Here is a 22871-nt window from a genome sequence, read left to right as displayed (position 1 = left end):
TGGAACGGATTGCGTGCGGGCCGGGTCACCGCAGCCGCCGGGCGCGGGCGTCCAGCTCGTCGGCCAGGCGCACGAGTGCGCCGTCGTCGGCCGTGTACGGGTCGGGCTCGGCGGGGTGGAGCAGCGCGGACAGCGCTCCGGGCTCGTCGCCCGTGCGGGCGGCCAGCGCCGAGACGACGGCCTCGTCACCGGCGTCGGAGGCCAGGCCGAGCTTGGGCACCGCGCGGTCCAGGAACCCCGTGCGCAGAGCGAGTGCGGCGCGGTCGCGCGCCTTGCGCGAGCGGTACAGCGCGGCACGGCCCCGTGTGGTCTCCGAGGCCTGCACAGCGACCGGCAGCGACTCGGGGACCAGCGGTCCCATCCGCCGCCCCCGCCACAGGGCCAGCAGGCCCAGCGCGGCCACGAGCGGGACCAGGGACCAGCGCAGCCCGAGCGGGATCAGTTCGGTCAGCGTCGCCGAACCCTCCTGCTGCGGCGGGTCCGGGCGCAGCCACACCACGTTCTCCGCGGCCATGAGGTTCAGCGCCAGAGCGGCGTTGCCCTCCACGTCGAGCTCGGTGTTGGTGAGCGGTTCGCCCGTGCCCAGAACGGTGGTCGTGGACGTGCCGTCGTCGATCCGGATGAGGGCCTCGCCCGCACCCGCCGGGTAGCAGCCCACCGCACCCGAGTCCTCTGGTGCGCCGTAGAGCTCGCCGCCGACCCGGGCGTCGCCCGCGGCCACGGCCTCGGTCATGGTGCACAGGGGTGCCAGGGTCTCGTCCGCCTCGGCGCGCCCGGTGACGTCGACACCCGGCGCGAACGCTTCCAGCGACCGCAGCGTGGGCTGGACCAGGACCGTGTCGGCGTCCGCCGCCGCCAGGGAGTCCAGTTCCTCGGGCAGGAGCCGGTGGTCGAGGGACACGACCAGCACGGTGTCCTCGCCGGCGCCGGCCAGCGCCTCCTCGGCGTCGGCCGAGGAGCGCACCACGTCGACGTCGCGGTCCTGTTCCATGATCCGGACCAGCGCGCGCGCCCCGTCCGGAGAGACGCTGTCCGGCTCCAGGTAGCCCTCGGGGAACTGCTCCGTGCCCAGCGACAGCAGGACCGCGGCCACGACCAGCGCCGTGATCAGGACGAGCGGCACGCGGACGGAGCGCCACAGGCGCGCGATCGCCGCATCCGACGGCGGGCGGCCCCCTCCCGCGGGGGGCGCCGCGGGCGCGGGGGGCGGCGGGACGGTCGCGGTCACGGGTGCGCCTCCTCCGCCTGTGCGGGCCGGGCGGCACGCAGCCGCGCGTCCAGCTCACGCAGGACGCGCGCGGAGTCCGCGGTCGCGTCGCGGTCGCCGTAGGCCACGTCGTTGAAGATCGCGGTGCCCTCGCGCAGCGCCGCCGCCTCGCCGGGCAGCACCGCGGCGGCCTCCGCGGCCAGCTCGGTGGCGGTGCGGCCCGCGCGGGGCGTGATGACGGCCCGGTCCTCCAGGTCCACGGCGATCGCGCGGAGCCGCTCGCTGACGGCCTCCGCGTACGCGCCCCGGGCCTCGTGCGCGTCGGCGGCGGCACGGTGGTCGGCCGCCGACAGCGGGCGGCCCTCGTGCACGGGGAGGCTCCGGGCACGGCTGCGCGATGGGCGCAGGTAGACGATCATCCAGATCACCAGTGCCGCGGCGACCGCCAGCAGGGCGACCAGGTACCACGTCCCGGACAGCACGCCGCCGCCCATGTCGGCCAGGCTCTGCAGCAGTTCCATGAACCACGTCCGGAGGCGGTCGATGAGCGAGGGCTCCTGGGATCCGTAGAGCGGGTCGGTGAGCTCCTCGAGCGCGCGCCGCCGTCCCTCGTCGCGGGTGACCTCCAGGTCGGCTGCGAGGTGTGGTGTCACGCCTGCCTCTCCGGGAGGTAGATCTCCTGGCCCACCTCGTGGCCCGCCTGGGAGGCGGTGTGCAGCCGCAGGTCCAGGCCCTCACGGCGCATGCGCAGGTCGATGTAGAGCAGCGTGCTCACCCCGACGGTGAAGGGCGTGGTGAACGAGGAGATCAGGACGGTGCCCACGTAGATGAGGGCGCCCGCGGCGACGGGGACCCAGGCCTCGCCGGGGAAGACGAAGGAGGGCACGATCGACAGCAGCGTGAACGGTGTGGTCAGGAGCTGGCTGACCACACCGACCAGCAGCATGGTCAGGAGGAGGATCCCGAGCACGCGCCACCAGCTGCCCTGCGTCAGGCGCCAGGACCGCCCGAGTGCCCGGGTCGGGCTCAGCCGCTCCAGGACGACGATCGGCATGGCGAAGTAGATGCGGACGGAGATCCAGGCGGCCAGGGCGAGTCCGCCGAGCAGGCCGATCAGCAGCGTCAGGATCATGACGACGGCTCCGGCCGACTCCGCGCCCGAGGACATGAGTACGAAGCCGACGGTGACGCCGACCGCGATGAGGCCGATCACGACGACCGACAGGCCGATGGAGATCGCCAGTTGGAGCAGTGCCAGCCCCGCCACCGCCCCCAGGCGGGGTTTGGCGGCGGCCCACGCCTCGGACGGGCTGAGCTTGCGGCCCAGAACGGCCAGACCGATAGCGCAGGTCAGGAGGCCGGTCAGCACGATGGTGCCGGCGTAGCTGATCAGGGAGCCCCCGTAGAGGGCGACGATCGACCACGTCGAGAAGGGCAGGGGGTCGTCGGCGGCGACGGCGTTCGGATCGGCCATGAGCTGGTCGATGAAGCGGCCGTAGTCGGACATGTAGCCGCCGAAGCCGATCGAGCTGACGATGCTGGCGACCGCCATGACGATGACGGAGACCCCGACGAAGGTCTTCGGGTTGTGCCGGATGAGGCTGAAGGCGCCGTTGAGCAGGTCTCCGACGGTCATCGGCCGCAGCGCGACGACGCCCGGCTTGGGCGCCTGGGGAGGCCGGCCCGGCATACCGCCGTAACCGGGGCCCGGGGGGTGGCCCTGGCCGGGGGGTCCGTACCCGCCGGGGGCCGCGTACCCGGGCGCGCCCCACTGGCCGTGCGCCGCCGGATGGCCCGTTGCCGGGTTCTCCCCGCCGCCGGGCGGTGCGAATCCGTGCCGGGCGTCCTGCGGGGTGCCCGCGCCGGGAGCCGCGAACCCGGGTTGCTGCTGGTGGTCCGGGGTGTATCCGCCGGGTGGTGCGAATCCGTGCTCGGCGTCCTGCGGGGTACCCCCGCCGGGAGCCGCGAACCCGGACTGCGCGCCCTCGGGCGCCTCGAAACGGGGAGTCCCGGACACGCCGCCCTCGTCCCCGAGCGGGGACGGTCCCGGCGCGGGGGCGGTCTCGGACTCAGCGGCGGCCCCAGGTGTGTCCGTCCGCCCCTCGTCCGAGCGCTCGGTAGCCGCCTGGGGTTCGTCCCGGCGGCCGTCCTCCTGGGTCATCTGGCCCCGCCCTCCGTGAGGTTCGGTTACGCTGCGCGAGCGTCTTCGCGCGATTCTCGTCGTGCTGGAATCCAACCTACCGGCCGGTTCCCTCGGTTATTGGCGGGTTCAGGGCCCACACTGGTACAACCGACGCACTTCATTCCTTTTGTATGCTTTCTGTTACCAACAGACTGAATCCATGAACGTGCCGGACCGTACGCGGCCAGCGCCGACGTCGCGGTTGGCCGACATCGGCCTCCACGGGGCCGAACACCTTCGACCACTCTCCCAACGGCACCGAAAGGTGGCAAGGTTGGGGGAACGCGTCCGGTTTCCCTGCCTCGGGGAGCAGGATCCGGATCACCCAGACGCTCGAAGTTCCAGGAGAGAGGAGTAGGCACCGCGGTGCCCGCCCGAGAAGCGGTCGCGCCGCGTGCCGGATACGCCGATGAAGGGACGTGTACTGGTTGTCGACGATGACCTCGCCCTCGCCGAGATGCTGGGCATCGTTCTGCGGGGCGAGGGATTCGAGCCCTCGTTCGTGCATGACGGCGACAAGGCCCTGGAGGCCTTCCGCGAGACCAAGCCCGACCTTGTGCTCCTGGACCTGATGCTGCCCGGCGCCGACGGTATCGACGTGTGCCGACAGATCCGCGCCGAGTCCGGTGTTCCCGTCGTCATGCTGACCGCCAAGACCGACACCATCGATGTCGTCCTCGGCCTGGAGTCCGGTGCCGACGACTACATCGTCAAGCCGTTCAAGCCCAAGGAGCTCGTGGCGCGCGTCCGCGTGCGCCTGCGCCGCACCGAGGAGCCCGCTCCCGAGGTCCTGCAGATCGGCGACATCACCATCGACGTCGCCGGGCACGCCGTGCGCCGCGACGGCGAGCAGATCAGCCTCACGCCGCTGGAGTTCGACCTCCTCGTCGCGCTGGCCCGCAAACCGCGCCAGGTGTTCACCCGCGAGGTCCTGCTGGAGCAGGTCTGGGGCTACCGGCACGCCGCCGACACCCGCCTGGTCAATGTCCACGTGCAGCGGTTGCGTGCCAAGATCGAGAAGGACCCGGAACACCCCGAGGTCGTCGTGACAGTCCGCGGTGTCGGCTACAAGGCCGGTACCGCCTGACCCACTGATCAGGCCAATGACAGCAGCCGCACCCGAGGGGGACCGGGGGGCCGACTCCGAAGGGGAGCGGACCGACCCGTCCTCCGGCACGCTCGGCTCCGGAACGGATCGCAGCGACTCCGGTTCGGGGCTGACCCGGGCGTACCTCTTCGCCCAACGTGCCGCCCGAGCCCTCGTCCGGGGCGTGCAGACCAACTGGCGCCGGTCGCTGCACCTGCGGGTCATCTCCACGACCCTGGTGCTGTCGATACTGGTCATCGCCGGTCTGGGATACGTGCTCATCTCCCAGGTGCGGGGCGGACTGCTCGACGCCAAGATCGACTCCGCGGTCAACGACCACCACGCCGGGCTCAACTACGCCCTCACCGAGCTGCAGGAGAACGAGAGCGGGGACCGCGACCGGCTCCTGAACAACATCGCGAGCGAGCTGACCAGCCGCAGCGGTGAGACGGGCCTGTACGGCGTGGTCATCCTGCCGTGGGGCAGCGGAGAGCGGGGCTGGGCGACCGTCGACGCCGAGAGCGTCGCGGAGAGCATCCCGGAACGCCTCATCGAGCAGATCCGCCGGTCCGAGGAACCGGACCAGCAGTTCCACACCTACACGCGGATCGAGGCTGACGGCTCGGCCGAGCCCGCGCTGGTGGTGGGCGCCGAACTCACGCACGCCTACGAGCTCTACTACATCTTCCCGCTCCAGCACGAGCAGGAGATCCTCGACCTCGTGCAGCGCACCGTCGCCCTCGTCGGGGTCCTGCTGGTGATCCTCCTGGGCCTGATCGCCTTCGTCATCACGCGTCAGGTGGTGAGCCCGGTCCGCTCGGCCGCGCGCTCCGCCGAGAGGCTCGCCGCGGGCGACCTCACCGAGCGCATGACGGTGCAGGGTGAGGACGACCTCGCCCGTCTGGCGGTCTCGTTCAACGACATGGCGGGCAACCTCCAGGAGAAGATCCAGGAACTGGAGGAGCTGTCCAAGCTCCAGCGCCAGTTCGTCTCCGACGTCTCCCACGAGCTGCGGACCCCGCTGACCACGATCAAGATGGCCAGCGACCTCCTCTACGACGACCGCGACGACCTCGACCCGACCCAGCGCCGCCCTGTGGAGCTGCTGCAGAGCCAGGTGGACCGGTTCGAGGAACTGCTCGCCGACCTGCTGGAGATCAGCCGCCACGACGCGGGCGCGGCGACCCTGGGCATCGACTCGGTGGACGTGCGCGACTCGGTCATGAAGGCGGTGGGCGACGCCGAGCAGATCGCCGAGCGCCGGGGCATCAAGGTCGTCCTGCGCCTTCCCGCGGAGCCGTGCGTGGCCGAGTTCGACGCGCGCCGGATCAACCGCATCCTGCGCAACCTGGTCGTCAACGCCATCGAGCACAGCGAGGGCCGCGACGTCGTGGTGGCCGCCGCGGGGGACCGCGACTCGGTCGCGGTGGCCGTGCGCGACTACGGTGTCGGGCTCAAGGAGGGGGAGGAGCACCTGTGCTTCGACCGCTTCTGGCGGGCCGATCCCGCGCGCGTGCGCACCACCGGCGGCACGGGACTGGGCCTGTCCATCGCCAAGGAGGACGCGCAGTTGCACGGCGGCTGGCTCCAGGCGTGGGGGCAGCCCGGCCAGGGGTCGCAGTTCCGGCTGTCGCTGCCGCGCAAGGCGGGAGCCGAACTGCGGGGGTCCCCGCTGCCGCTGGTCCCGCCGGAGATCGCTCTGGGGCGCAACTTCGCCTTCGGCGACAAGGCAGATAAGGCCGACAAGATCGACAAGCCGGACAGGCCCGGCGGGGGCGACCGCAACGCCAACGGGGGGCCGTCGGCGACGGAAGGGAACGGAACCGCCGAGCGACAGGAGGAGGACGCGTGAGCGCACCCCTGGCCCGCACGACCCGCACCACCCGCGCCCCGCGTGTCGCTCGCGCCGTACGCGCCCTGGTGGCCGCGTCCGTGGCCTGCGCCACGATGGCGGCGTGTGCGACGGTTCCGATGACCGGCCCGGTGGTACCCGGTGACGGCGGCGACACCCCCAGCGACCCCTACGGCGGGTACGTGCGCCTGCTACCGGCGGGCCCCCAGGAAGGGGTCGGGCCGGAGGGCCTGGTCGGCGGCTTCCTCAAGGACATGGGCAGTTTCGAGGAGGACCACAAGGCCGCCCGGAGCTACATGTTCCCGGAGCTGAGCGACGAGTGGTCGCCCGACGGCTCCGTGCGGGTCTTCGGTGACCTCGACGCGGTCGGCCTCGAAACGGAGGTCAGCACGGACGGTCTGACCGCCACGGTGCGGATGCGCAGTTCGCTCGTGGCCACCATCGACGACAGCGGCAAGTACGTCCAGAGCGATCCCGGCCACCTGCTGGAGGTGCCCTTCGAGCTCGCCCGTGAGCAGGGCGACCCCGAGGGCGAGTGGCGCATCCAGGACATGCCCGACGAACTGATCCTCAGCCAGCTCGACGTGGAGCGCACCCACCGGCCGTTCAACCTCTACTACCTCAACCCGGGGAGCACCGCTCTGGTCCCGGACCCGGTCTACCTCCCCGTGAGCAACGACGCGCTGGCCAAGCGGCTGCTGGACAAGCTCGTCGCCGGCCCCACGGACTGGCTGGCACCGGCGGTCCACTCGGCCTTCCCCGAGGGTGCCGTGACCGGCGTGGTGATCGACGCCGAGACGGCGACCATCAGGGTCAGCGGTGTCGGGGAGGTCGACGAGTTCGAGATGGGCGCACAGATCGCCTGGACGCTGCGCCAGCTGCCGGAGGTGGAGGAGTTCACCCTGGTCGTCAACGGCGACGAGGTGTCCTTCCCCAACGCCGACGGCGAGAGAAGCGACCGGCCCCGCCCGGCCAGCGACTTCTGGGCGCCCGTCAGCCCCAGTGCGATCTCCGCCGGGATCCGCGCGTACTTCACGCACGACGGCCAGCTGTGGTCGGCGGCCGACTGGGGCTCCGACACCATCGGCGACGCCGAGCGCGTGCCCGGCCCGCTGGGCGCGGGCGACGTGCAGTTGGAGAGGTTCGCCGTGTCGGTGGACGAGAGCACGATCGCGGGCATCACCGTGGGCGGCGACACGGTCGTCACCTCCTTCGCCAGCCCGGGCGCCGAGGTGACGGAGGTCCTCACGGACGGAACGTTCACGTCGGTCTCCTGGGACGTCAACGGCGATCTGTGGGTCACCGAGCAGACGAGACGACCCGAGGAGGAGGCGGAGGAGGAGTCCGACGAGGAGGACGAGCCCGCCGAGGAGGAGCCCACGACCGACACCGACCCCGCGCCCGAGCCGGGAACGACCGACCTGTGGCTTCTGCGCGGCGGCGACGAGGTCGTGCGCGTGGACCTGTCGGACCTGCGTGACCGGTCGCTGTTGAACTTCCAGATCTCGCGCGACGGAACCCGGGCCGCCGTCGTGACGGAGGTCGACGGCCAGACGTCGCTTCAGGTGGGCCGCGTGGTCTCGGACAGCGACGGCCGGGTGTCGGTCGGTTCGTTCATCACGCTCGGCAGGGAGCTGGACGAGATCTCCGACATCTCCTGGCGCTCGGGCGACCAGCTGGCCGTGCTGGGCAACCGCCAGGGCGGCACCGAACAGGCGTTCCTGGTCTCCCTGGACGGCGGGTCCCCCGCGGCGAGCGCGGGGACGCCGGTCCCGGGCATGGTGAACATCTCGGGCGCCCCGGGGCAGCCGCTGGTCGCCGGTTCCGACGACGGCAACATCTGGATCACCACGGACCGCCTCAACTGGCAGAACGTCGTGGAGGGCGGCTCACCCACCTTCCCGGGCTAGGGCGTGTGCGGCGGATACCCGCCCTGCTGCGCGTCGAGCGCTCACGCGCGGGTGCGCGGGTGCGCGGGCGTGCGCCACCGGGCCCGGCGCGGGGCCCTCGGGTGTGTTCCCCGGGCCCCTGGCACGGGCCCTGGAGTCCCTGGGGCGGGCTCTGGGACCCCGGGGACGGCTTCTTCCCGTGGGCGCACGCGGCGCGGTGCCGTCGTTCACGAGGGTGCCCGGGCAGGGTTGTCCACAGGCGCGGATCGGGGCTGGCGGCCCGCCCCGGTGCCGCCGATCCTTGAGGTATGTCCTTCGTGAACCCCCTGGTACGGGCTCTGCGCGCCCTGTTCACCGCTGTCCTCGACCTCCTGCTCCCACTCACCTGTGCCGGATGCCGGGGCCCCTCCGGGCCGCTGTGCGGCGCGTGCCTGGCCCGGCTGGACCGGCGGCCCGTGCGTTGCCGGCCCCGGCCCGGGTGCCCGCCGGTCTGGACGGCCGGGCCCTACGCCGGACTGGACCGCCGTGTGCTGCTGGCCTTCAAGGAACACGGGACGGACGATCTGGCCGCGCCGCTCGGCGCCCGGGTGGGCGCCGCCTACACCGCGGCCGGGTGGGCCGGTCCGGACACCCTGCTCGTGCCCGTCCCCGGGCGCGGTCCGCCGAGGGGGCCGGTCGCCCGGTTGGCGTACGCCTGCGTCGCGTCGGCGGGCGGGGACTCCGCCGGCCGGGTGGCCGAACTCCTGCGCTACCGCCGTCGCGTCCGTCGCCAGGTGGGGCTGGGCCGGGCCGACCGGCGGGCGAACCGGCACGGAGCCCTCACCGCGGCGGGGACGCCGGCCGGGTGGAGCGGGAGCCGAGCGGTGGTGGTGGACGACGTCCTCACCACCGGTGCCACCGTCGCGGAGGCGACGCGCGCGCTGCGGGCCGAGGGGATACGTGTGGTGGGTGCCGTCGTCCTCGCCGAACGCCTGCCTCCGCATCTGTCCGCGCAGGGCGAAGAGCGGTCATCAAGGTTTTACGAACCCTCGTGAACAGGTGAAAAGTCAGTGTTCATGGGGGTTTGAGGGGGTTGTCGGGGTGTGGAGGGGGTGATCGCTACCTGACAGAAGGGCCAGGACAGGTTACGGTCCAGGTATGGCACCCGTCCGGGTCCGTGGTTGCGCCGGAGTTACTGTGCCCCTGGGGATACCGGGGAGCGACTTCGGCAAGCCGATGCCAGGCGCAGGCGAAACGGCCCACGTAAGGCGACTTTTCGTCGACCGATCACGGTGCGCCTTAGAGGTAAGCCCTGCCCCGCGGAGGGTCCCGATGTCCCTCATGACAGGGAGAAGAGCAGTAGTCGCGTACAAGAGCGGCGACACTCTCAGCAGGCGGATGTGGGGACGAAGACCAGGTCGGCCGGACGGGTGGCATGCCATCGCTGGGGGACCCGCCGACACCGGCGGGTCCCACGGGGCAGCACGCGGTGGGCGCCGGAGCGCCGGTTCCCCGGCAGCGCCTTCCCCGTACGCGCCTCCGTCGTGCCTCATCCATCCTCCCGTCGCCGAGTCCTTCGGTCAGTGGCGTTCCATGACCGGGTGGCAACTTGTCCTGTTGGCGGCAAAAGTCCTGCTTCCCATGGGACAGGGCCCCACGAATCGTGCTGATGGTGCGCGTGAGGACCCTGCCTCTGATGGGTATACGCACATCCAAGCGAGTCGCGGGCCGGGCCGGACCGGACCGCCTGCGGAAGGGGGCTAGCGCGCGAAACTCCTTCCGTCCCCCATGGCGGGAGGGATGCAGAACCAGCCTGGCCGTCGCCTTCACGGCGGTCACGCGATGAAGGGGGTCCTATGGACATCATCGTCAAGGGTCGACGCACTGGTGTGAATGAGAAGTTCCGACAGCACGTCGAGAACAAGCTCGAGAGGCTCTCCAAGTGGGAGAAGAAGGGCATGACCATCGATGTGGAGGTGTCCTCGGAGCGCAACCCCAAGCTCGCCGACGTTCGCGAGCGGGTTGAACTGACCATCCACTCCAACGGGCCGGTCATCCGGAGCGAGGCGGCGTCCTCGGACCGGCACGGCGCCCTCGACCTGGCGATCGACAAGATCGAGGCCCGACTTCGCAAGTCCGCGGACCGGCGCAAGGTCCACCGCGGCAACCGCACACCCGTCTCCGTCGCGGCCGCCACCGCGAGCCTCCCCGGAGAACTGCCCTCGACGCATACCTCCACCGCGACCCCGGCACCTCCCGCGCAGCGATCCCAGGAGGACGAGATCGACGGCGCCGCGGTCGACGGACGCTTCTCCGACGAGTTCGTCGAGCTGGACACCCAGGGAGACGTGCCCGTCATCGTGCGGGAGAAGTTCCACCGGGCCAAGCCGATGAGCATCGACCAGGCGCTGATGGAGATGGAACTCGTCGGACACGACTTCTACCTCTTCCACGACGAAGTGAAGGACGCCCCGAGCGTGGTCTACCGCCGCAAGGGCTTCAACTACGGAGTCCTGCGACTCGTGGACTGAGGCCGGTGCGGGGGAGGGTCCCCCCGGCAGCCGCACGCGAGGGCCGCGCCCGCCGGTGAAGCCGGCGGGCGCGGCCGTGTCCTGCGGGACGCCAGGGCGTGTTCCGCGGATACCCGCCCTAAGGCGACTGCTCCTTGATCCGGTGCAGCGGGGTGTCGTGCCGTTCCTCCGACTCCACTCTCGGCGGGTCGAGCACGACGTCGCTCAGGATGTCGAAGACGATGGCGACCGCGACGGCCGCGGCCAGCAGCACGGCGGCGATCACCAGGAGGACGACCGCACCGTCCATGACGACGGCCAGGCCGCCCGCGGCGAATCCGGCGATGGCCAGGACCACGGCGATCCAGGAGGGCGCGCGCCCGCGGTGGCCGCTGCTCGGGGCCAGGCTGCCGCCCTGGCGCTGGAATCCGCGGATGCGGCCGTACTTGGCCTCGTCGGTCGGTAGGTGGCGTTCCCACGCCTGCCCGGGGTCACCCTGTTCCATCGGGTGGTGGGTGGTGCGATGAACTCGCTCCACCACGTGCTCGATGGCCTCCAACGGAGTGCGGGGTGTGCCCTTCCGGACTGGCTCGCTCGCGGATTCCTCGCGGTTCAGGCTCGTTCGCATGGTGATCCCTCCCGGGAGCACGTCCACGTTGCGGTGTCGCGACGGCCGGTCACCGTCGTGACCTTCCGGGGACGCCGGGGTCCTCCGGCGATGCGCCGGGTGCCCCTGTGGCGCAAACGCCCCTAGGAGAGAACTACCCACTGCCGTGACGGATGCGCGCATCGACAGGCAAATACCCCGGGGTTCGTTCCCCCGGGGCCGCAGCAGGGAGAGCGCTGTCTCGCGCGGAGTGCCGTTCAGCGCGATGGTGGGCGACGGGTGAGGGGGTCTGGGCGCGGAGCGTCTCGGGTGGGGGTGGTAGCGCTGTCTGGCACGGAGTGCCGTTCAGCGCGATGGTGGGCGACGGGTGAGGGGGTCTGGGCGCGGAGCGTCTCGGGTGGGGGTGGTAGCGCTGTCTGGCACGGAGTGCTGTTCAGCGCGATGGTGGGCGACGGGTGAGGGGGTCTGGGCGCGGAGCGTCTCGGGTGGGGGTGGTAGCGCTGTCTGGCACGGAGTGCTGTTCAGCGCGATGGTGGGCGACGGGCGGGAACATCCGGTACCTCCCCAATCGTTCACCTGGTGGCGCGTGCCGCCGGTGACCAGGCGCGAGGGCCCCACCCGCGCGCGGGGCAGGCCCGCGGTTCGGTTCCTCTAGGATGTAGGCCCGAGGGCCCAGGAACCCCCGCCGTCCTTCACGGCCACGGGAAGCGGTCCGCGGGCCTAGATCTGAACTCCACGTGCGTGGAGCCAACCGCGATCTGCGAGGAGCGCATAGGAAGTGCCAGGCATACTCAACAGGCTCCTGCGCGCGGGTGAAGGAAAGATCCTGCGCCGGCTCACCAAGCTGAAGGACCAGGTCAACTCGCTCGAGGAAGACTACCTGGAGCTCACCGACGACGAACTGCGGCAGCTCACCCAGGAGTACAAGGACCGTTACCAGGACGGCGAGTCCCTGGACGACCTGCTCCCGGAGGCCTTCGCTACCGTCCGTGAGGCGGCCCGCCGCACCCTGGGCCAGCCCCACTTCGACGTCCAGATCATGGGCGGCGCCGCGCTGCACCTCGGCAACATCGCCGAGATGAAGACCGGTGAGGGCAAGACCCAGACCGGCGCGCTCGCCGTCTACCTCAACGCCCTGGCGGGCAAGGGTGCCCACGTCGTCACCACCAACGACTACCTGGCCCGCCGTGACGCCCAGAACATGGGCCGCATCTACCACTTCCTCGGTCTCGAGGTCGGTGTCCTGAGCCCGGGCATGCCCGCCGCGGAGCGGCGCAAGGCCTACCAGGCCGACATCACCTACGGCACCAACAACGAGTTCGGCTTCGACTACCTGCGCGACAACATGGCGCTCTCGCTCGACGCCACGGTGCAGCGTGAGCACTACTTCGCCCTGGTCGACGAGGTCGACTCCATCCTCATCGACGAGGCCCGCACCCCCCTGCTCATCAGCGGTCCCTCCGAGCAGAACTCCCGGTGGTACGCCGAGTTCGCCAAGATCGCCCCGCGGCTCAAGCGCGGCCGGGACACCCCTCCGGAGCCCGGCGAGGACCCGGATGTCGTCAAGGGCGACTACGAGGTCGACGAGAAGAAGCGCACCGTCGGCATCACCGAGTCCGGCGTGGCCAAGGTCGAGGACTGGCTGGGCATCGACAACCTCTACGAGGCCGTCAACACCCCGCTGATCAGCTTCCTCAACAACGCGCTCAAGGCCAAGGAGCTCTACCGGAAGGACAAGGAGTACATCGTCAAGGACGGTGAGGTCCTCATCGTCGACGAGTTCACCGGTCGCGTCCTTCCGGGCCGCCGCTACAACGAGGGCATGCACCAGGCCATCGAGGCCAAGGAGCGCGTCAAGATCAAGGACGAGAACCAGACTCTCGCCAAGGTCACCCTCCAGAACTACTTCCGCCTCTACGAGAAGCTCGCCGGTATGACCGGTACCGCCGAGACCGAGGCGGCGGAGTTCCACCAGACCTACAACGTCGGCGTGGTCCCCGTTCCCACCAACAAGCCGATGATCCGCGACGACGTCAAGGACGTGGTCTACAAGAGCGAGGACGCCAAGTTCCAGGCGGTCGCCGAGGACATCGCGGAGCGGCACGAGGCCGGGCAGCCCGTCCTGGTCGGTACGACCAGCGTCGAGAAGTCCGAGCGGCTCTCCAACATGCTCAAGCGCGAGGGCGTACCGCACGAGGTCCTCAACGCCAAGAACCACGCTCGTGAGGCGTCGATCATCGCCCGCGCGGGCAAGCTCGGCGCGGTCACCGTGGCCACCAACATGGCCGGTCGCGGTACCGACATCATGCTGGGCGGCAACCCGGACTTCCTCGCCGACGAGGAGCTCCAGTCGCGCGGCCTGAGCCCGCTGGAGACTCCCGAGGAGTACGAGGAGGCCTGGCCCGAGGCTCTGGAGAAGGCCAAGGCGGAGTTCGAGGAGGAGCACCAGAAGGTCGTCGAGGCGGGCGGCCTGTACGTGCTCGGTACCGAGCGCCACGAGTCCCGGCGCATCGACAACCAGCTGCGCGGCCGTTCCGGCCGTCAGGGCGACCCGGGCATCTCCCGGTTCTACCTCTCGCTCCAGGACGACCTGCTGCGCCTGTTCAACAGCAGTCGGCTGGAGGTGTTCATGAACCAGATGAACATCCCCGACGACCAGCCGATCGAGTCCGGGATGGTCAGCAAGGCGATCGCCTCCGCCCAGGGCCAGGTCGAGACGCAGAACTTCGAGATCCGCAAGAACGTCCTCAAGTACGACGAGGTGCTCAACCGCCAGCGCCTGGTCATCTACGCCGAGCGCCGCAAGGTGCTGGAGGGCGAGGACCTGCGCGACCAGGTGGTCAGCATGCTGGAGGAGGTGCTCCGCGGCTACGTCTCCGAGGAGACCGCCGAGGGCGACCCCTCCGACTGGGACCTCGACAAGCTCTGGACGGCGTTCAAGCAGGTCTTCCCGATCAGCTTCACCGTCGACGAGTTCATCGACGAGAACGGCGGCCTGGAGGCGATCACCGGCCGGCTGCTCGCCGACCGCGTCGTCGAGGACGCCAACGCGGCCTACACCGCCCGCGAGTCCGAGCTGGGCGAGGAGACCATGCGCGAGGTCGAGCGCAAGGTCATCCTCCAGGTGATGGACCGCAAGTGGCGTGAGCACCTCTACGAGATGGACTACCTCCAGGAGGGCATCGGGCTGCGCGCCATGGCGCAGCGCAACCCGCTGATCGAGTTCCAGCGCGAGGGATTCGACATGTTCCAGCAGATGCTGGAGGCCATCAAGGAGGAGTCGGTCGGCTACCTCTTCAACGTCGAGGTGCGCGTGCCCAAGAAGGCCGAGCCCACCCTGACCGCCGCGGCCGCCGCGCAGACCGCGTCCACGGTGGGCGGGGAGGCCGGTGCCACGGCCGTCGCGACCGCGGTGGACGAGGACGAGGAGGCCGCCGAGGCCGAGGCGCCCGCGCAGGAGACCGGTGACCCGCAGGACGTGGTGGTCCCGGGCTTCGGGGAGAACCAGCCGACCCGGCTGCAGTACTCCGCCCCGAGCGAGGACGGCACCGTCGAGCGGCACAGCGAGTCGACCGACGAGTACGCCGGGACGTCGCGCAACGCGCCCTGCCCGTGCGGCTCCGGCAAGAAGTACAAGAAGTGCCACGGTGACCCGGCCGCCAAGTAGCCGGTACCGGAACTGAGACGGAGGGCGGCCCGCGCGAACGCGCGGGCCGCCCTCCGTCCGTTGCCCCGTCCGGAGCTCCCCTGGCTACAGGTCCACCGGCGCGGAGCCGAAGGCCACCGAGAAGCGGTCGCACCAGATGACCACGCTCGTCATCCCGTCCAGGTCGGCGTCCTCGGGGATCTCGTAGTTGGCGTCCCCGTGGGTGCCCTTGAGCTCGCCGAGCGCGACGTAGCGGCCGTCACGGTACTTGAACCAGTCGCCGCCGGCCTCCTGGTCGGTGATCCACACGTGCAGGTCGGGCCCGTCGCTCGTGGCCAGGTCCGCCAACCGCACGTGCCGCGTGCCGTCGGGCAGCTCCAGCACCGTGGCGGTACCCGAGGTCTCGTGCTCCTGGGTGACGAAGCCGCCCTCGCCGAGGACCACCGGCTCGTCGCTCGGTTCCTCCTCGGCCGCGTCCGCCTCCCCGGTACCGTCCGACCCGTCCGTCCCGGCGGGCCCGGGGTCCTCCTCCGAGGCGGCGACCGCGGTGGGCGGAGCCTCGTCCACGGTCCGGGTGGTGAACAGCCGCCAGGGCTGGAAGGCCCACAGGCCCGCGGCCACCAGGACCAGGACGAGTCCGGCCGCGGACCAGAGCACCAGGCGTCGGCGCGGGAGCGGACGTTTCTCGGTAGCCGGGTTCATCGTGTGCCTCTCTCGTGGAAGGATCCCTCGCGCTGGGTTCGGAGCCGGGGCCGCCGGAGCGACCCCGTCCCGCGCGTCGGATCCGCCACGGTCCGGCCGCCGCGGCTCAGCCGGAGCCGTCGGCCCTGCCGCCCGACGATTCCGGCTCGGACCGCTCGGGTGAGCCGTCGCTCCGGGGCCCGGACCCGTCCTCGGACGCGCCGGGCGCGGTCTGCGCGGCCGCGTTCTCCTCCGGGTCCGACTCCCGGCCCGGGGTCGGCAGGTTGAACCGCGTGATGAGCAGGTAGAAGATCCCGAAGTAGAGCCCGAAGTACACCAGGCCCAACAACAGGATCAGGCCCAGCCCAGAGGTGTTGTCCTTCGTGGCGTTCAGCAACAGGTCGATCAGGCCCGCCGAGAAGCCGAAGCCCAACTGGGCGTCGAGCGCATTGAGGACGGCCATGGACACGCCCGTCAGCACCACGTGCACGGCGAACAGCGCGGGTGCCACGAAGATGAACGCGAACTCCACCGGCTCGGTGATGCCCGTGGCGAACGCGGTCAGCGCCGCCGGGATCATGATCGATCCGATCTGCGCGCGCCGCGCCTTGGGCGCCGCCAGCCACATCGCCAGTGCCGCGCCCGGCAGCCCGAACATCAGCACGGGGAAGAAGCCGGACAGGAACGTCCCGGCCGTGGGGTCGCCCGCCAGGTAGCGGGTGATCTCGCCGTTGGACACGTTCCCGGCGTCGTCGGTGTAGGAACCGGAGACGAACCAGATGAACGAGTTCACCACGTGGTGCAGGCCCAACGGGAGCAGGAGCCGGTTGACCACCCCGTAGAGGCCCGCTCCCACCGCGCCGGCGCCGATGATGCCCTCCCCGAGGTCCTGGATCCAGGAGCCCACGACCGGCCACAGCAGGCCCAGGGCGACACCGATCAGCAGTCCGGCCATCGCCGTGACGATCGGGACGAACCGGCGGCCGCCGAAGAAGCCCAGCCAGGTCGGCAGCTTGATGCGGTGGTAGCGCTGCCACAGCAGAGCGGCGACCAGACCGATCGCGATACCCCCGAGCACGTCGGTGGGGTTCTTCACCGCGTTGTTGATGACCGCGCCGACCGCCTCGGCCGAGGCCTGGTCCACCACCGGTTCGCGCGTGACCGGGTCGACCGGCAGCGGGTAGGTCACGAGTCGCGACCCCAGGTCGCCCGTGGGCCCGTTGAAGGTGACCATCGTCCACGTGGCCACCCGGTCGAACACCAGGTACCCGACGACCGCGGCCAGGGCGGTGGACCCGTCGGCCCGCTTGGCGAAGCCGATCGCCACACCCACCGCGAACAGCAGGGGCAGCGCCTGGAAGATCGCGTCGCCCGCGGCTCCCACGGCCCCGGCGACGGGGTCCATCCAGCCCATGCCGGGCATCCCGGCCAGGCCGTCGGCCCCCAGGAGGTCGGGCTGGCCCAGTCGGAGCAGGATCGCGGCGGCCGGGAGTACCGCGATGGGCATCATGAGGCTGCGGCCCAGGCGCTGGAGGACGGCCAGGGTGGAGGAGGGGCGCTTGGCCGCCTTGGCGGTTCCGGCGGACTCGGCGGTGGCACCGCCACCGGGTTCGGGGGCCGAGGGTGTGGAGCTGCGGTCCGTACTCATGGGGGGTCTCCCTGGGAGGCGCGCCTCGTGGGCGGGGGGTTGATCAGTCGCCGTGCCGGCGCGGGTCCAAACGGGAGTGGAGCTGGTAGCGGTCGGCACGGTAGGTGGACAGGGCGAGTTCCACGCACTGTCCCTTGAAGAAGCTGCGGCGCTGCATGATCAGCACCGGGCTTCCAGCGGGCAGACCGAGGAGCCGGGAGTCCGCGGAGTCGCAGATCCCGGCCTCGATCGTCTGTTCTCCGGAGTCGAGGAGGATGTCGAACTCGTTCTCCAGCACCTCGTACAGGGAGCGTTCGGCGAGGTCGAAGTCCTCCAGACCCGGAACCATGGCGGCGGGGATGTTGGACCGCTCGACCGCCATCGGCTCGTCGTCGGCGGTCCGCATCCGCTCGATGTGGTGCACGAGGGTGCCGGGGCCGATGTCGAGCATGCGCGCCGTGTGTCCGCTGGCGGGGATGACCTGGCGGATCAGCTCCCGCGCGCCGGGCTCGTAGCCCCGGGCGCGCATGTCCTCGCTGAAGGAGGCCAGGACCAGCGACATCTCGATCTTCGGCCGCGCGATGAAGGTGCCCTTGCCCGGCACGCGGTACAGGCGTCCCTCCGAGACCATCAGGTCGATCGTTTGCCGGACCGTCATGCGGGACAGGCCGTAGGTGGTGCTGAGCTCCCGCTCGGAGGGGATCATGTCGTCCACGCCCAGGCCGCTCTCGGTGATCCAGTCGAGGAGCAGGTCACGGAGTTGGCTGTACTTCGGGAGCGGGTTGCTGGGATCGATCGACATGGGTCGGTCTGGCCTTCTCGGTCGGAGGGAGGATCGGGCGTTCGACCCTAGGGCATCTTCCTCGGATTCTCGTCCCGCCGCGCGTCGCCCACGCGTCGCTCGCGGGGACCGCGTCCGCGGAAGGCGCCCTGGTGCGGCCGGGGCGTCGGCGCCCGGAACGTCCCCTGGGGCCGGTGACCTCTCCGATCTGACTGGTATAGTCCGGACTAGACCATAGCTCCGCCCGCGTGTCAATACGCCTGACAGCAGGCGGTTCGTACCAGAACCGGGGCAGGTCGGACGGTGTCCGGCCCGCCTCGGAGCAGCGGCCGACGCGGCCTCCGGCCCCGGCCCGGTCCGCCCGCCACCCACCAGGGGAAGGTTCTCCATGACGACCACGACGAGCGTGATGCGCTCCGAGATCGCCGAGCAGCCCGAGGCGCTGCGCCGCACGTTCGCCGAACTGCTGCCGCTGCGCCCCGAGATCGAGGCCCTGGGCCGACGCACCCGGCACGTACTGTTCATCGCGCGCGGTTCCTCCGACAACGCGGCGGTCTACGGCGGTTACCTGCTGCAGGCGCACACCGGCCGTCTGGCCACGCTGGGTTCGCCCTCCATCGCCACCACCTACGGCGCGAAGATCGACCTGTCCGACGTCCTGGCCGTGGCCATCTCCCAGTCCGGCAAGACGGAGGAGATCGTCGAGACCATGCGCTGGGCCGCCGACTGCGGCGCCCGTACCGTCGCCGTGACCAACGGTGCCGGATCCCCGCTGGCCGCCGAGGCCGACGTCGCGCTGGTCACCCGGGCCGGGGACGAGCTGGCGGTGCCCGCCACCAAGACCTACAACACCCAGCTCGCCGCGCTGGCGGTCCTGGCCCTGGGGTTGGGCGCGGATCTGGACGCCGGCGACCTGGAGCGCGTGCCCGACGGCATCGAGGAGACGCTCGCGGCGCCCACCGACGCGCTGGAGGAGATCGTCGAGCGGATGGTCGCCGTGCAGGGCGCGGTCATCTCCGGCCGCGGCATGGCCTTCTCCACCGCGCTGGAGGCCGCCCTCAAGCTCAAGGAGGCCTGCTACCTGCACGCGATGGGCCTGTCCTACGCCGACCTGCTGCACGGCCCCATCGCCGTCGTCGACCCGCGCACCCCGGCCCTGCTGGTGGCCGCGCCCTCCGGGCCGACCCTGCAGGGGACCGTCGCGCTGGCCGAGCGCGCCCGCTCGGCCGGGGCCCCGGTGTTCGGCTTCGGCGGCGGTCCGGCCCTGGCCGCCGCGAGCGACCTGGCCGTTCCGGTGCCGGACGTGCCCGAGTGGGTCTCGCCGATGAACCTCATCGTGCCCGCGCAGCTGCTCACCGAGCGCCTCGCGCGGCGCCTGGGCTACAACCCGGACGTGCCCCGCGGGCTCAACAAGGTCACCCAGACCTCCTGACGCGGGGGACGTCCGGCGATCGAGTACTCCCCCCGCGTACTCAGCGCGGTCACGCGGACCCTGGTGTGTGGGGTGGGTCACCCATAGGCTCATCCCGGGGACTCCCCGTTCCCAAGGCAGAGCACGGAGGACAGATGGCGGACAAAGCAGCGGCGATCGTCGCCGGGCTGGGCGGCCCGGCCAACATCGAGGACATCGAGGCCTGCATCACCCGGTTGCGTACCGAGGTGGCCGACCCCGGCCTGGTGAAGGAGGGCGACCTGCGCGCGGCGGGCGCCCACGGAGTCCTGATGTCGGGCAACGTCGTGCAGGTCGTGGTGGGCCCCGAAGCGGACACGCTCACCGACGACATCAAGGACCTGCTGGATTAACTCTCCCTGAGAGGGAAGGGATTCCCCATGTCAGACGCCACGGACCCGCTCGACGTCCTCGCTCCCGTCTCCGGGACCGCGCTCTCCCTCTCGACCGTGCCCGATCCCGTGTTCTCGGAGGGGATGGTCGGCCCCGGCGTCGCCGTCCACCCCGAGCCGGGGCAGGAGGGCGGACAGGAGGGTACGCAGTCGGCGGTCGCACCCATCACGGGGGACCTGGTCAAACTCCACCCCCACGCGTTCGTGGTGATGGCTCCCGACCAGCGTCGCGGTGTGCTGGTGCACCTGGGCATCGACACCGTGCAGCTCGCGGGGGAGGGCTTCACCCTCCTGGCCGAGGAGGGCGCCAGGATCGAGGCCGGCACCCCGGTGATCCGCTGGTCGCCGGGCCTGGTCGCGGCCCAGGGCAAGCCGTCGGTCGTGCCCGTGGTCGCCCTGGACGCCGGCCAGGGGGCGGTGCGCGACCTCGCCGACGGGGTCGTCTGCACCGGGGAGTCCCTCTTCGTCTGGGAGTAGGGCTCCTTCGTCCGGGAGCGGGACCCGGCGCGCGGGCGACCGTGCACCGGGTCACCCCCGCCGACGCGGTATCCTCCGGCCGCGACCCGCTGACCACCGGAGATGACACCCGCCATGAGACCGCTCCTACCGCGTGCCCTCACCACGGCCTGTGCGGCCCTCGCGCTGATCGCCAGCGCGTGCACCACCGAGGAGGTGGGTTCCTCGCCGCAGGAGGAAGAACCCTCGCCGACCGCCGAGCCCTTCGAAGCCGTGCTCGCACCCGAGCTGCTCGCGGGGATGGACCTGGACGACAAGATCGGCCAGCTCCTGGTGCTGACCGCGCAGGGGACCACGGCCGCCGAGAACGCGGCCCGGATCGAGGCCTACCGGCCCGGGGGCGTCATCTACTTCGACGCCAACCTGACCGACGCCGAGCAGATCGCCGGGATGTCCGCCGGCGTCCAGGACCTGGCAGCGCAACAGGGGCAGGGCGTCCCGCTGTTCGTCGGCGTCGACCAGGAGCAGGGCATGGTGGCGCGGCTGCCGGTGGGCACCCGCTTCCCGGACGCGATGGCGGTCGGGGCGAGCCATGACACGGCCATGGCCGAACTGCTGGCCGGGACGACCGCGACGGAACTGTCCGCTCTCGGGATCAACCTGGACTACGCCCCGGTGGCCGACGTCAACACCGACCCGGACAACCCGGTGATCGGGATCCGCTCGTTCGGCTCCGATCCCGACCTGGTGGCGGAGATGGCCGTGGCCGAGGCGGCGGCCTTCGCCGAGGGCGGTGTCGTCTCCGTCGTCAAGCACTTCCCCGGCCACGGCGACACCGACGTGGACAGCCACACCGGGCTGCCCGTCATCGACCTGCCGCGCGAGCGATGGGAGCAGGAGCACCTGCCGCCGTTCCGTGCGGCCGTCGAGGCCGACGTGGACGCGATCATGACCGCGCACGTGCTCATGCCCGGTCTGGACAGCAGTGACGACCCCGACCCGGCCACGCTGTCGCCGTCGATCATCGGCGGCATCCTGCGCGAGGAACTCGGCTACGACGGCGTCGTCACCACCGACGCCCTCAACATGGAGGGCGTGCGCCAGCGCTACGACGACGGCGAGGTCGCCGTCCGGGCGGTCGAGGCGGGCGTGGACCAACTGCTGATGCCACCGGACCCGGCCGCCGCCGTGGCCGCCCTGCGCACCGCCGTGGAGGAGGGCCGGATCACCGAGGAACGCGTCGACGAATCGGTCCTGCGGGTGCTCACCCTCAAGGAGAAGCGCGGGATCCTGGAGGCGGACCCGGTGGACCCGTCCGCCGCGGCCGACGCCATGGGCCACGAGGAGGCGGCCCAGACCGTCGCCGACGCCTCCGTGACCCTGCTGCGCAACGAGGACGGCCTGCTGCCGCTGCGGGACACGCCCGTGCGTGTCGAGGGCGCGGGCGCGGACACGATCGCCGCCGCGCTCACCGAGGCCGGTGTCACCGTCGACGCCTCCGCCCCGGCACTGGTCGTGGGCACGGACGGGGCCACACCGGAGCAGCGCGCCCTGGTGGCGTCCGCCCAGGGGCCGGTCATCGTCGTCGCTCAGGGCGGCCCCTACGACCTGGCGGCCTTTCCCGACGTCGACGCCTTCCTGGCCGTGTACTCGTCCGTGGAGGTGTCCCGGACCGCCGCGGCCCGGGTGATCGCCGGCGAGATCGACCCCGCCGGAACGCTCCCGGTGGACATCCCGGACGTCGCGACCGCGGGCGACGGCCTCTCCTTCTGAGTGCTTTGTCCCTCTTCGGGGCGATTGAACCGGGCGGGGAACGGGAAGAACGGTTCCCCGCCCGAACAGATGGAGGGATCGGATGGACAGCACCCGCCGAGGGGTCATCTCCGACTGGGGCGGCGTCCTCACGCCGCCCCTGACCGACGGCATCCGGGCCTGGCTGCACGCCGACCGGATCGACATCGACCACTACCAGGAGGTGATGCGGCCCTACTTCGACAACAGCCTCAACGGCTCCAACCCGGTCCACGCGCTGGAGAGGGGCGAGATCCCCGTCTCGCAGTTCGAGCGGGACCTGGCGGGCCTGCTGCGGTCCACCCACGGCGGGCCGGTGGTGGCCGAGGGGCTCATCCACAGGATGTTCGCCAACTTCGAGCCCGTGCACGGCATGTACGAGCTCCTGCGCCGGTCCAGGCGCGGCGGCGCCGCCACCGCGCTGCTGTCCAACTCCTGGGGCAACGGTTACCCGCACGAGCACTTCGAGACGACCTTCGACACCGTGGTGATCTCCGGCGAGGTGGGGATGCGCAAGCCCGAGGAGCGCATCTACCTGCACACCTGCGAACGACTCGGCCTGGCTCCCGAGGACTGCGTCTTCATCGACGACCTGGAGCACAACGTCCGCACCGCCGAGGCACTCGGCATGACGGGCATCCTGCACACCGACACCGAGTCCACGCAGCGGGCGCTGGACCGCTTCCTGGCGTCGTCGGTGGCACACTCGTAGGGTTCGATCCACGCACCTGAGA

18 protein-coding genes are annotated in these 22871 nt (G+C 71.3%); 11 read left to right on the top strand and 7 right to left on the bottom strand.

Annotated elements, in window-relative coordinates; all coding sequences use genetic code 11:
• Positions 1-25 precede the first annotated feature (25 nt).
• Genes M1P99_RS06060 through M1P99_RS06050 form a run of 3 tightly spaced genes read right to left on the bottom strand, consistent with a single transcriptional unit; the run spans position 26 to position 3368 of the window.
• Positions 26-1228 (bottom strand): DUF4350 domain-containing protein, encoded by a 1203-nt coding sequence (locus M1P99_RS06060; RefSeq protein WP_304451685.1) that lies wholly within the window; start codon positions 1226-1228, stop codon positions 26-28.
• A complete protein-coding gene (locus M1P99_RS06055) occupies positions 1225-1860 on the bottom strand; it encodes a DUF4129 domain-containing protein (protein ID WP_304451684.1) in 636 nt (211 codons plus the stop codon). The genes M1P99_RS06060 and M1P99_RS06055 overlap by 4 nt, the downstream gene beginning before the upstream one ends.
• On the bottom strand, positions 1857-3368 hold the full coding sequence (locus M1P99_RS06050) for a glycerophosphoryl diester phosphodiesterase membrane domain-containing protein (protein ID WP_304451683.1): 1512 nt from the start codon (positions 3366-3368) through the stop codon (positions 1857-1859). The genes M1P99_RS06055 and M1P99_RS06050 overlap by 4 nt, the downstream gene beginning before the upstream one ends.
• A 430-nt stretch (positions 3369-3798) precedes the next feature.
• Here M1P99_RS06050 and mtrA point away from each other — a divergent pair, with 430 nt between their 5' ends.
• The 5 genes from mtrA (at position 3799) to raiA (ending at position 10727) form a co-directional block, all read left to right on the top strand.
• The gene (gene mtrA, locus M1P99_RS06045) at positions 3799-4476 is read left to right on the top strand and encodes an MtrAB system response regulator MtrA (protein ID WP_053615570.1); all 678 of its coding nucleotides are present in this window, start codon (positions 3799-3801) and stop codon (positions 4474-4476) included.
• Between the two features lie 16 nt (positions 4477-4492).
• Entirely contained in the window at positions 4493-6328 is a 1836-nt protein-coding gene (gene mtrB, locus M1P99_RS06040; protein WP_304451682.1) for an MtrAB system histidine kinase MtrB, read from the top strand.
• A 68-nt stretch (positions 6329-6396) separates the two neighbouring features.
• The gene (locus M1P99_RS06035) at positions 6397-8238 is read left to right on the top strand and encodes an LpqB family beta-propeller domain-containing protein (RefSeq protein WP_304455591.1); all 1842 of its coding nucleotides are present in this window, start codon (positions 6397-6399) and stop codon (positions 8236-8238) included.
• Positions 8239-8525: 287 nt separating this feature from the next.
• Positions 8526-9251, top strand: coding sequence for a ComF family protein (locus M1P99_RS06030; RefSeq protein ID WP_304451681.1), 726 nt, complete (start codon positions 8526-8528; stop codon positions 9249-9251).
• An 801-nt stretch (positions 9252-10052) separates the two neighbouring features.
• Positions 10053-10727 (top strand): ribosome hibernation-promoting factor, HPF/YfiA family, encoded by a 675-nt coding sequence (raiA, locus tag M1P99_RS06025; RefSeq protein ID WP_304451680.1) that lies wholly within the window; start codon positions 10053-10055, stop codon positions 10725-10727.
• A 118-nt stretch (positions 10728-10845) separates the two neighbouring features.
• On the opposite strand, the gene M1P99_RS06020 is transcribed toward raiA, so the two are convergent.
• Entirely contained in the window at positions 10846-11211 is a 366-nt protein-coding gene (locus M1P99_RS06020; protein WP_304451679.1) for a hypothetical protein, read from the bottom strand.
• A gap of 880 nt (positions 11212-12091) precedes the next feature.
• Between M1P99_RS06020 and secA the strand changes: the two genes are divergently transcribed.
• The gene (gene secA, locus M1P99_RS06015; protein ID WP_304451678.1) at positions 12092-14980 is read left to right on the top strand and encodes a preprotein translocase subunit SecA; all 2889 of its coding nucleotides are present in this window, start codon (positions 12092-12094) and stop codon (positions 14978-14980) included.
• 84 nt (positions 14981-15064) lie between these two features.
• Here secA and M1P99_RS06010 read toward each other — a convergent pair whose 3' ends face one another.
• The 3 genes from M1P99_RS06010 to M1P99_RS06000 all read right to left on the bottom strand — a co-directional run bounded on the left by M1P99_RS06010 (position 15065) and on the right by M1P99_RS06000 (position 18069).
• Entirely contained in the window at positions 15065-15661 is a 597-nt protein-coding gene (locus M1P99_RS06010; RefSeq protein WP_304451677.1) for a DM13 domain-containing protein, read from the bottom strand.
• Positions 15662-15767: 106 nt separating this feature from the next.
• Entirely contained in the window at positions 15768-17288 is a 1521-nt protein-coding gene (locus tag M1P99_RS06005) for a PTS transporter subunit EIIC (protein ID WP_304451676.1), read from the bottom strand.
• Between the two features lie 43 nt (positions 17289-17331).
• A complete protein-coding gene (locus M1P99_RS06000; protein ID WP_304451675.1) occupies positions 17332-18069 on the bottom strand; it encodes a GntR family transcriptional regulator in 738 nt (245 codons plus the stop codon).
• Between the two features lie 367 nt (positions 18070-18436).
• Here M1P99_RS06000 and M1P99_RS05995 point away from each other — a divergent pair, with 367 nt between their 5' ends.
• The 5 genes from M1P99_RS05995 (at position 18437) to M1P99_RS05975 (ending at position 22849) form a co-directional block, all read left to right on the top strand.
• Positions 18437-19480 carry an SIS domain-containing protein gene (locus M1P99_RS05995; protein WP_304451674.1) on the top strand — a complete coding sequence of 348 codons (1044 nt, stop codon included), beginning with the start codon at positions 18437-18439 and terminating at the stop codon, positions 19478-19480.
• Between the two features lie 134 nt (positions 19481-19614).
• A complete protein-coding gene (locus M1P99_RS05990; protein WP_121180567.1) occupies positions 19615-19851 on the top strand; it encodes a glucose PTS transporter subunit EIIB in 237 nt (78 codons plus the stop codon).
• Positions 19852-19878: 27 nt separating this feature from the next.
• Positions 19879-20367: a PTS glucose transporter subunit IIA gene (locus tag M1P99_RS05985; RefSeq protein ID WP_304451673.1), complete on the top strand. Its 489-nt coding sequence runs from the start codon at positions 19879-19881 to the stop codon at positions 20365-20367.
• A gap of 114 nt (positions 20368-20481) precedes the next feature.
• Positions 20482-22119 (top strand): glycoside hydrolase family 3 protein, encoded by a 1638-nt coding sequence (locus M1P99_RS05980; RefSeq protein ID WP_304451672.1) that lies wholly within the window; start codon positions 20482-20484, stop codon positions 22117-22119.
• A gap of 82 nt (positions 22120-22201) precedes the next feature.
• Positions 22202-22849 carry an HAD family phosphatase gene (locus M1P99_RS05975; protein WP_304451671.1) on the top strand — a complete coding sequence of 216 codons (648 nt, stop codon included), beginning with the start codon at positions 22202-22204 and terminating at the stop codon, positions 22847-22849.
• Positions 22850-22871 lie beyond the last annotated feature (22 nt).

It is taken from the genome of Nocardiopsis sp. YSL2 (genome assembly GCF_030555055.1).
GTDB lineage: Bacteria > Actinomycetota > Actinomycetes > Streptosporangiales > Streptosporangiaceae > Nocardiopsis.
This window is presented reverse-complemented; position numbering and strand designations above follow the sequence as displayed.

What these genes read in the sequence shown, in the direction of transcription:
- M1P99_RS05985 (WP_304451673.1), top strand. Translation starts at nt 19,879, where the DNA reads ATGTCAGACGCCACGGACCCGCTCGACGTCCTCGCTCCCGTCTCCGGG.
- M1P99_RS06030 (WP_304451681.1), top strand. Translation starts at nt 8,526, where the DNA reads ATGTCCTTCGTGAACCCCCTGGTACGGGCTCTGCGCGCCCTGTTCACC.
- M1P99_RS06000 (WP_304451675.1), bottom strand. Translation starts at nt 18,069, where the DNA reads ATGTCGATCGATCCCAGCAACCCGCTCCCGAAGTACAGCCAACTCCGT.
- raiA (WP_304451680.1), top strand. Translation starts at nt 10,053, where the DNA reads ATGGACATCATCGTCAAGGGTCGACGCACTGGTGTGAATGAGAAGTTC.
- M1P99_RS05975 (WP_304451671.1), top strand. Translation starts at nt 22,202, where the DNA reads ATGGACAGCACCCGCCGAGGGGTCATCTCCGACTGGGGCGGCGTCCTC.
- M1P99_RS05980 (WP_304451672.1), top strand. Translation starts at nt 20,482, where the DNA reads ATGAGACCGCTCCTACCGCGTGCCCTCACCACGGCCTGTGCGGCCCTC.
- M1P99_RS06010 (WP_304451677.1), bottom strand. Translation starts at nt 15,661, where the DNA reads ATGAACCCGGCTACCGAGAAACGTCCGCTCCCGCGCCGACGCCTGGTG.
- M1P99_RS05990 (WP_121180567.1), top strand. Translation starts at nt 19,615, where the DNA reads ATGGCGGACAAAGCAGCGGCGATCGTCGCCGGGCTGGGCGGCCCGGCC.
- M1P99_RS05995 (WP_304451674.1), top strand. Translation starts at nt 18,437, where the DNA reads ATGACGACCACGACGAGCGTGATGCGCTCCGAGATCGCCGAGCAGCCC.
- M1P99_RS06005 (WP_304451676.1), bottom strand. Translation starts at nt 17,288, where the DNA reads ATGAGTACGGACCGCAGCTCCACACCCTCGGCCCCCGAACCCGGTGGC.
- M1P99_RS06020 (WP_304451679.1), bottom strand. Translation starts at nt 11,211, where the DNA reads ATGGAACAGGGTGACCCCGGGCAGGCGTGGGAACGCCACCTACCGACC.
- mtrA (WP_053615570.1), top strand. Translation starts at nt 3,799, where the DNA reads ATGAAGGGACGTGTACTGGTTGTCGACGATGACCTCGCCCTCGCCGAG.
- M1P99_RS06050 (WP_304451683.1), bottom strand. Translation starts at nt 3,368, where the DNA reads ATGACCCAGGAGGACGGCCGCCGGGACGAACCCCAGGCGGCTACCGAG.
- mtrB (WP_304451682.1), top strand. Translation starts at nt 4,493, where the DNA reads ATGACAGCAGCCGCACCCGAGGGGGACCGGGGGGCCGACTCCGAAGGG.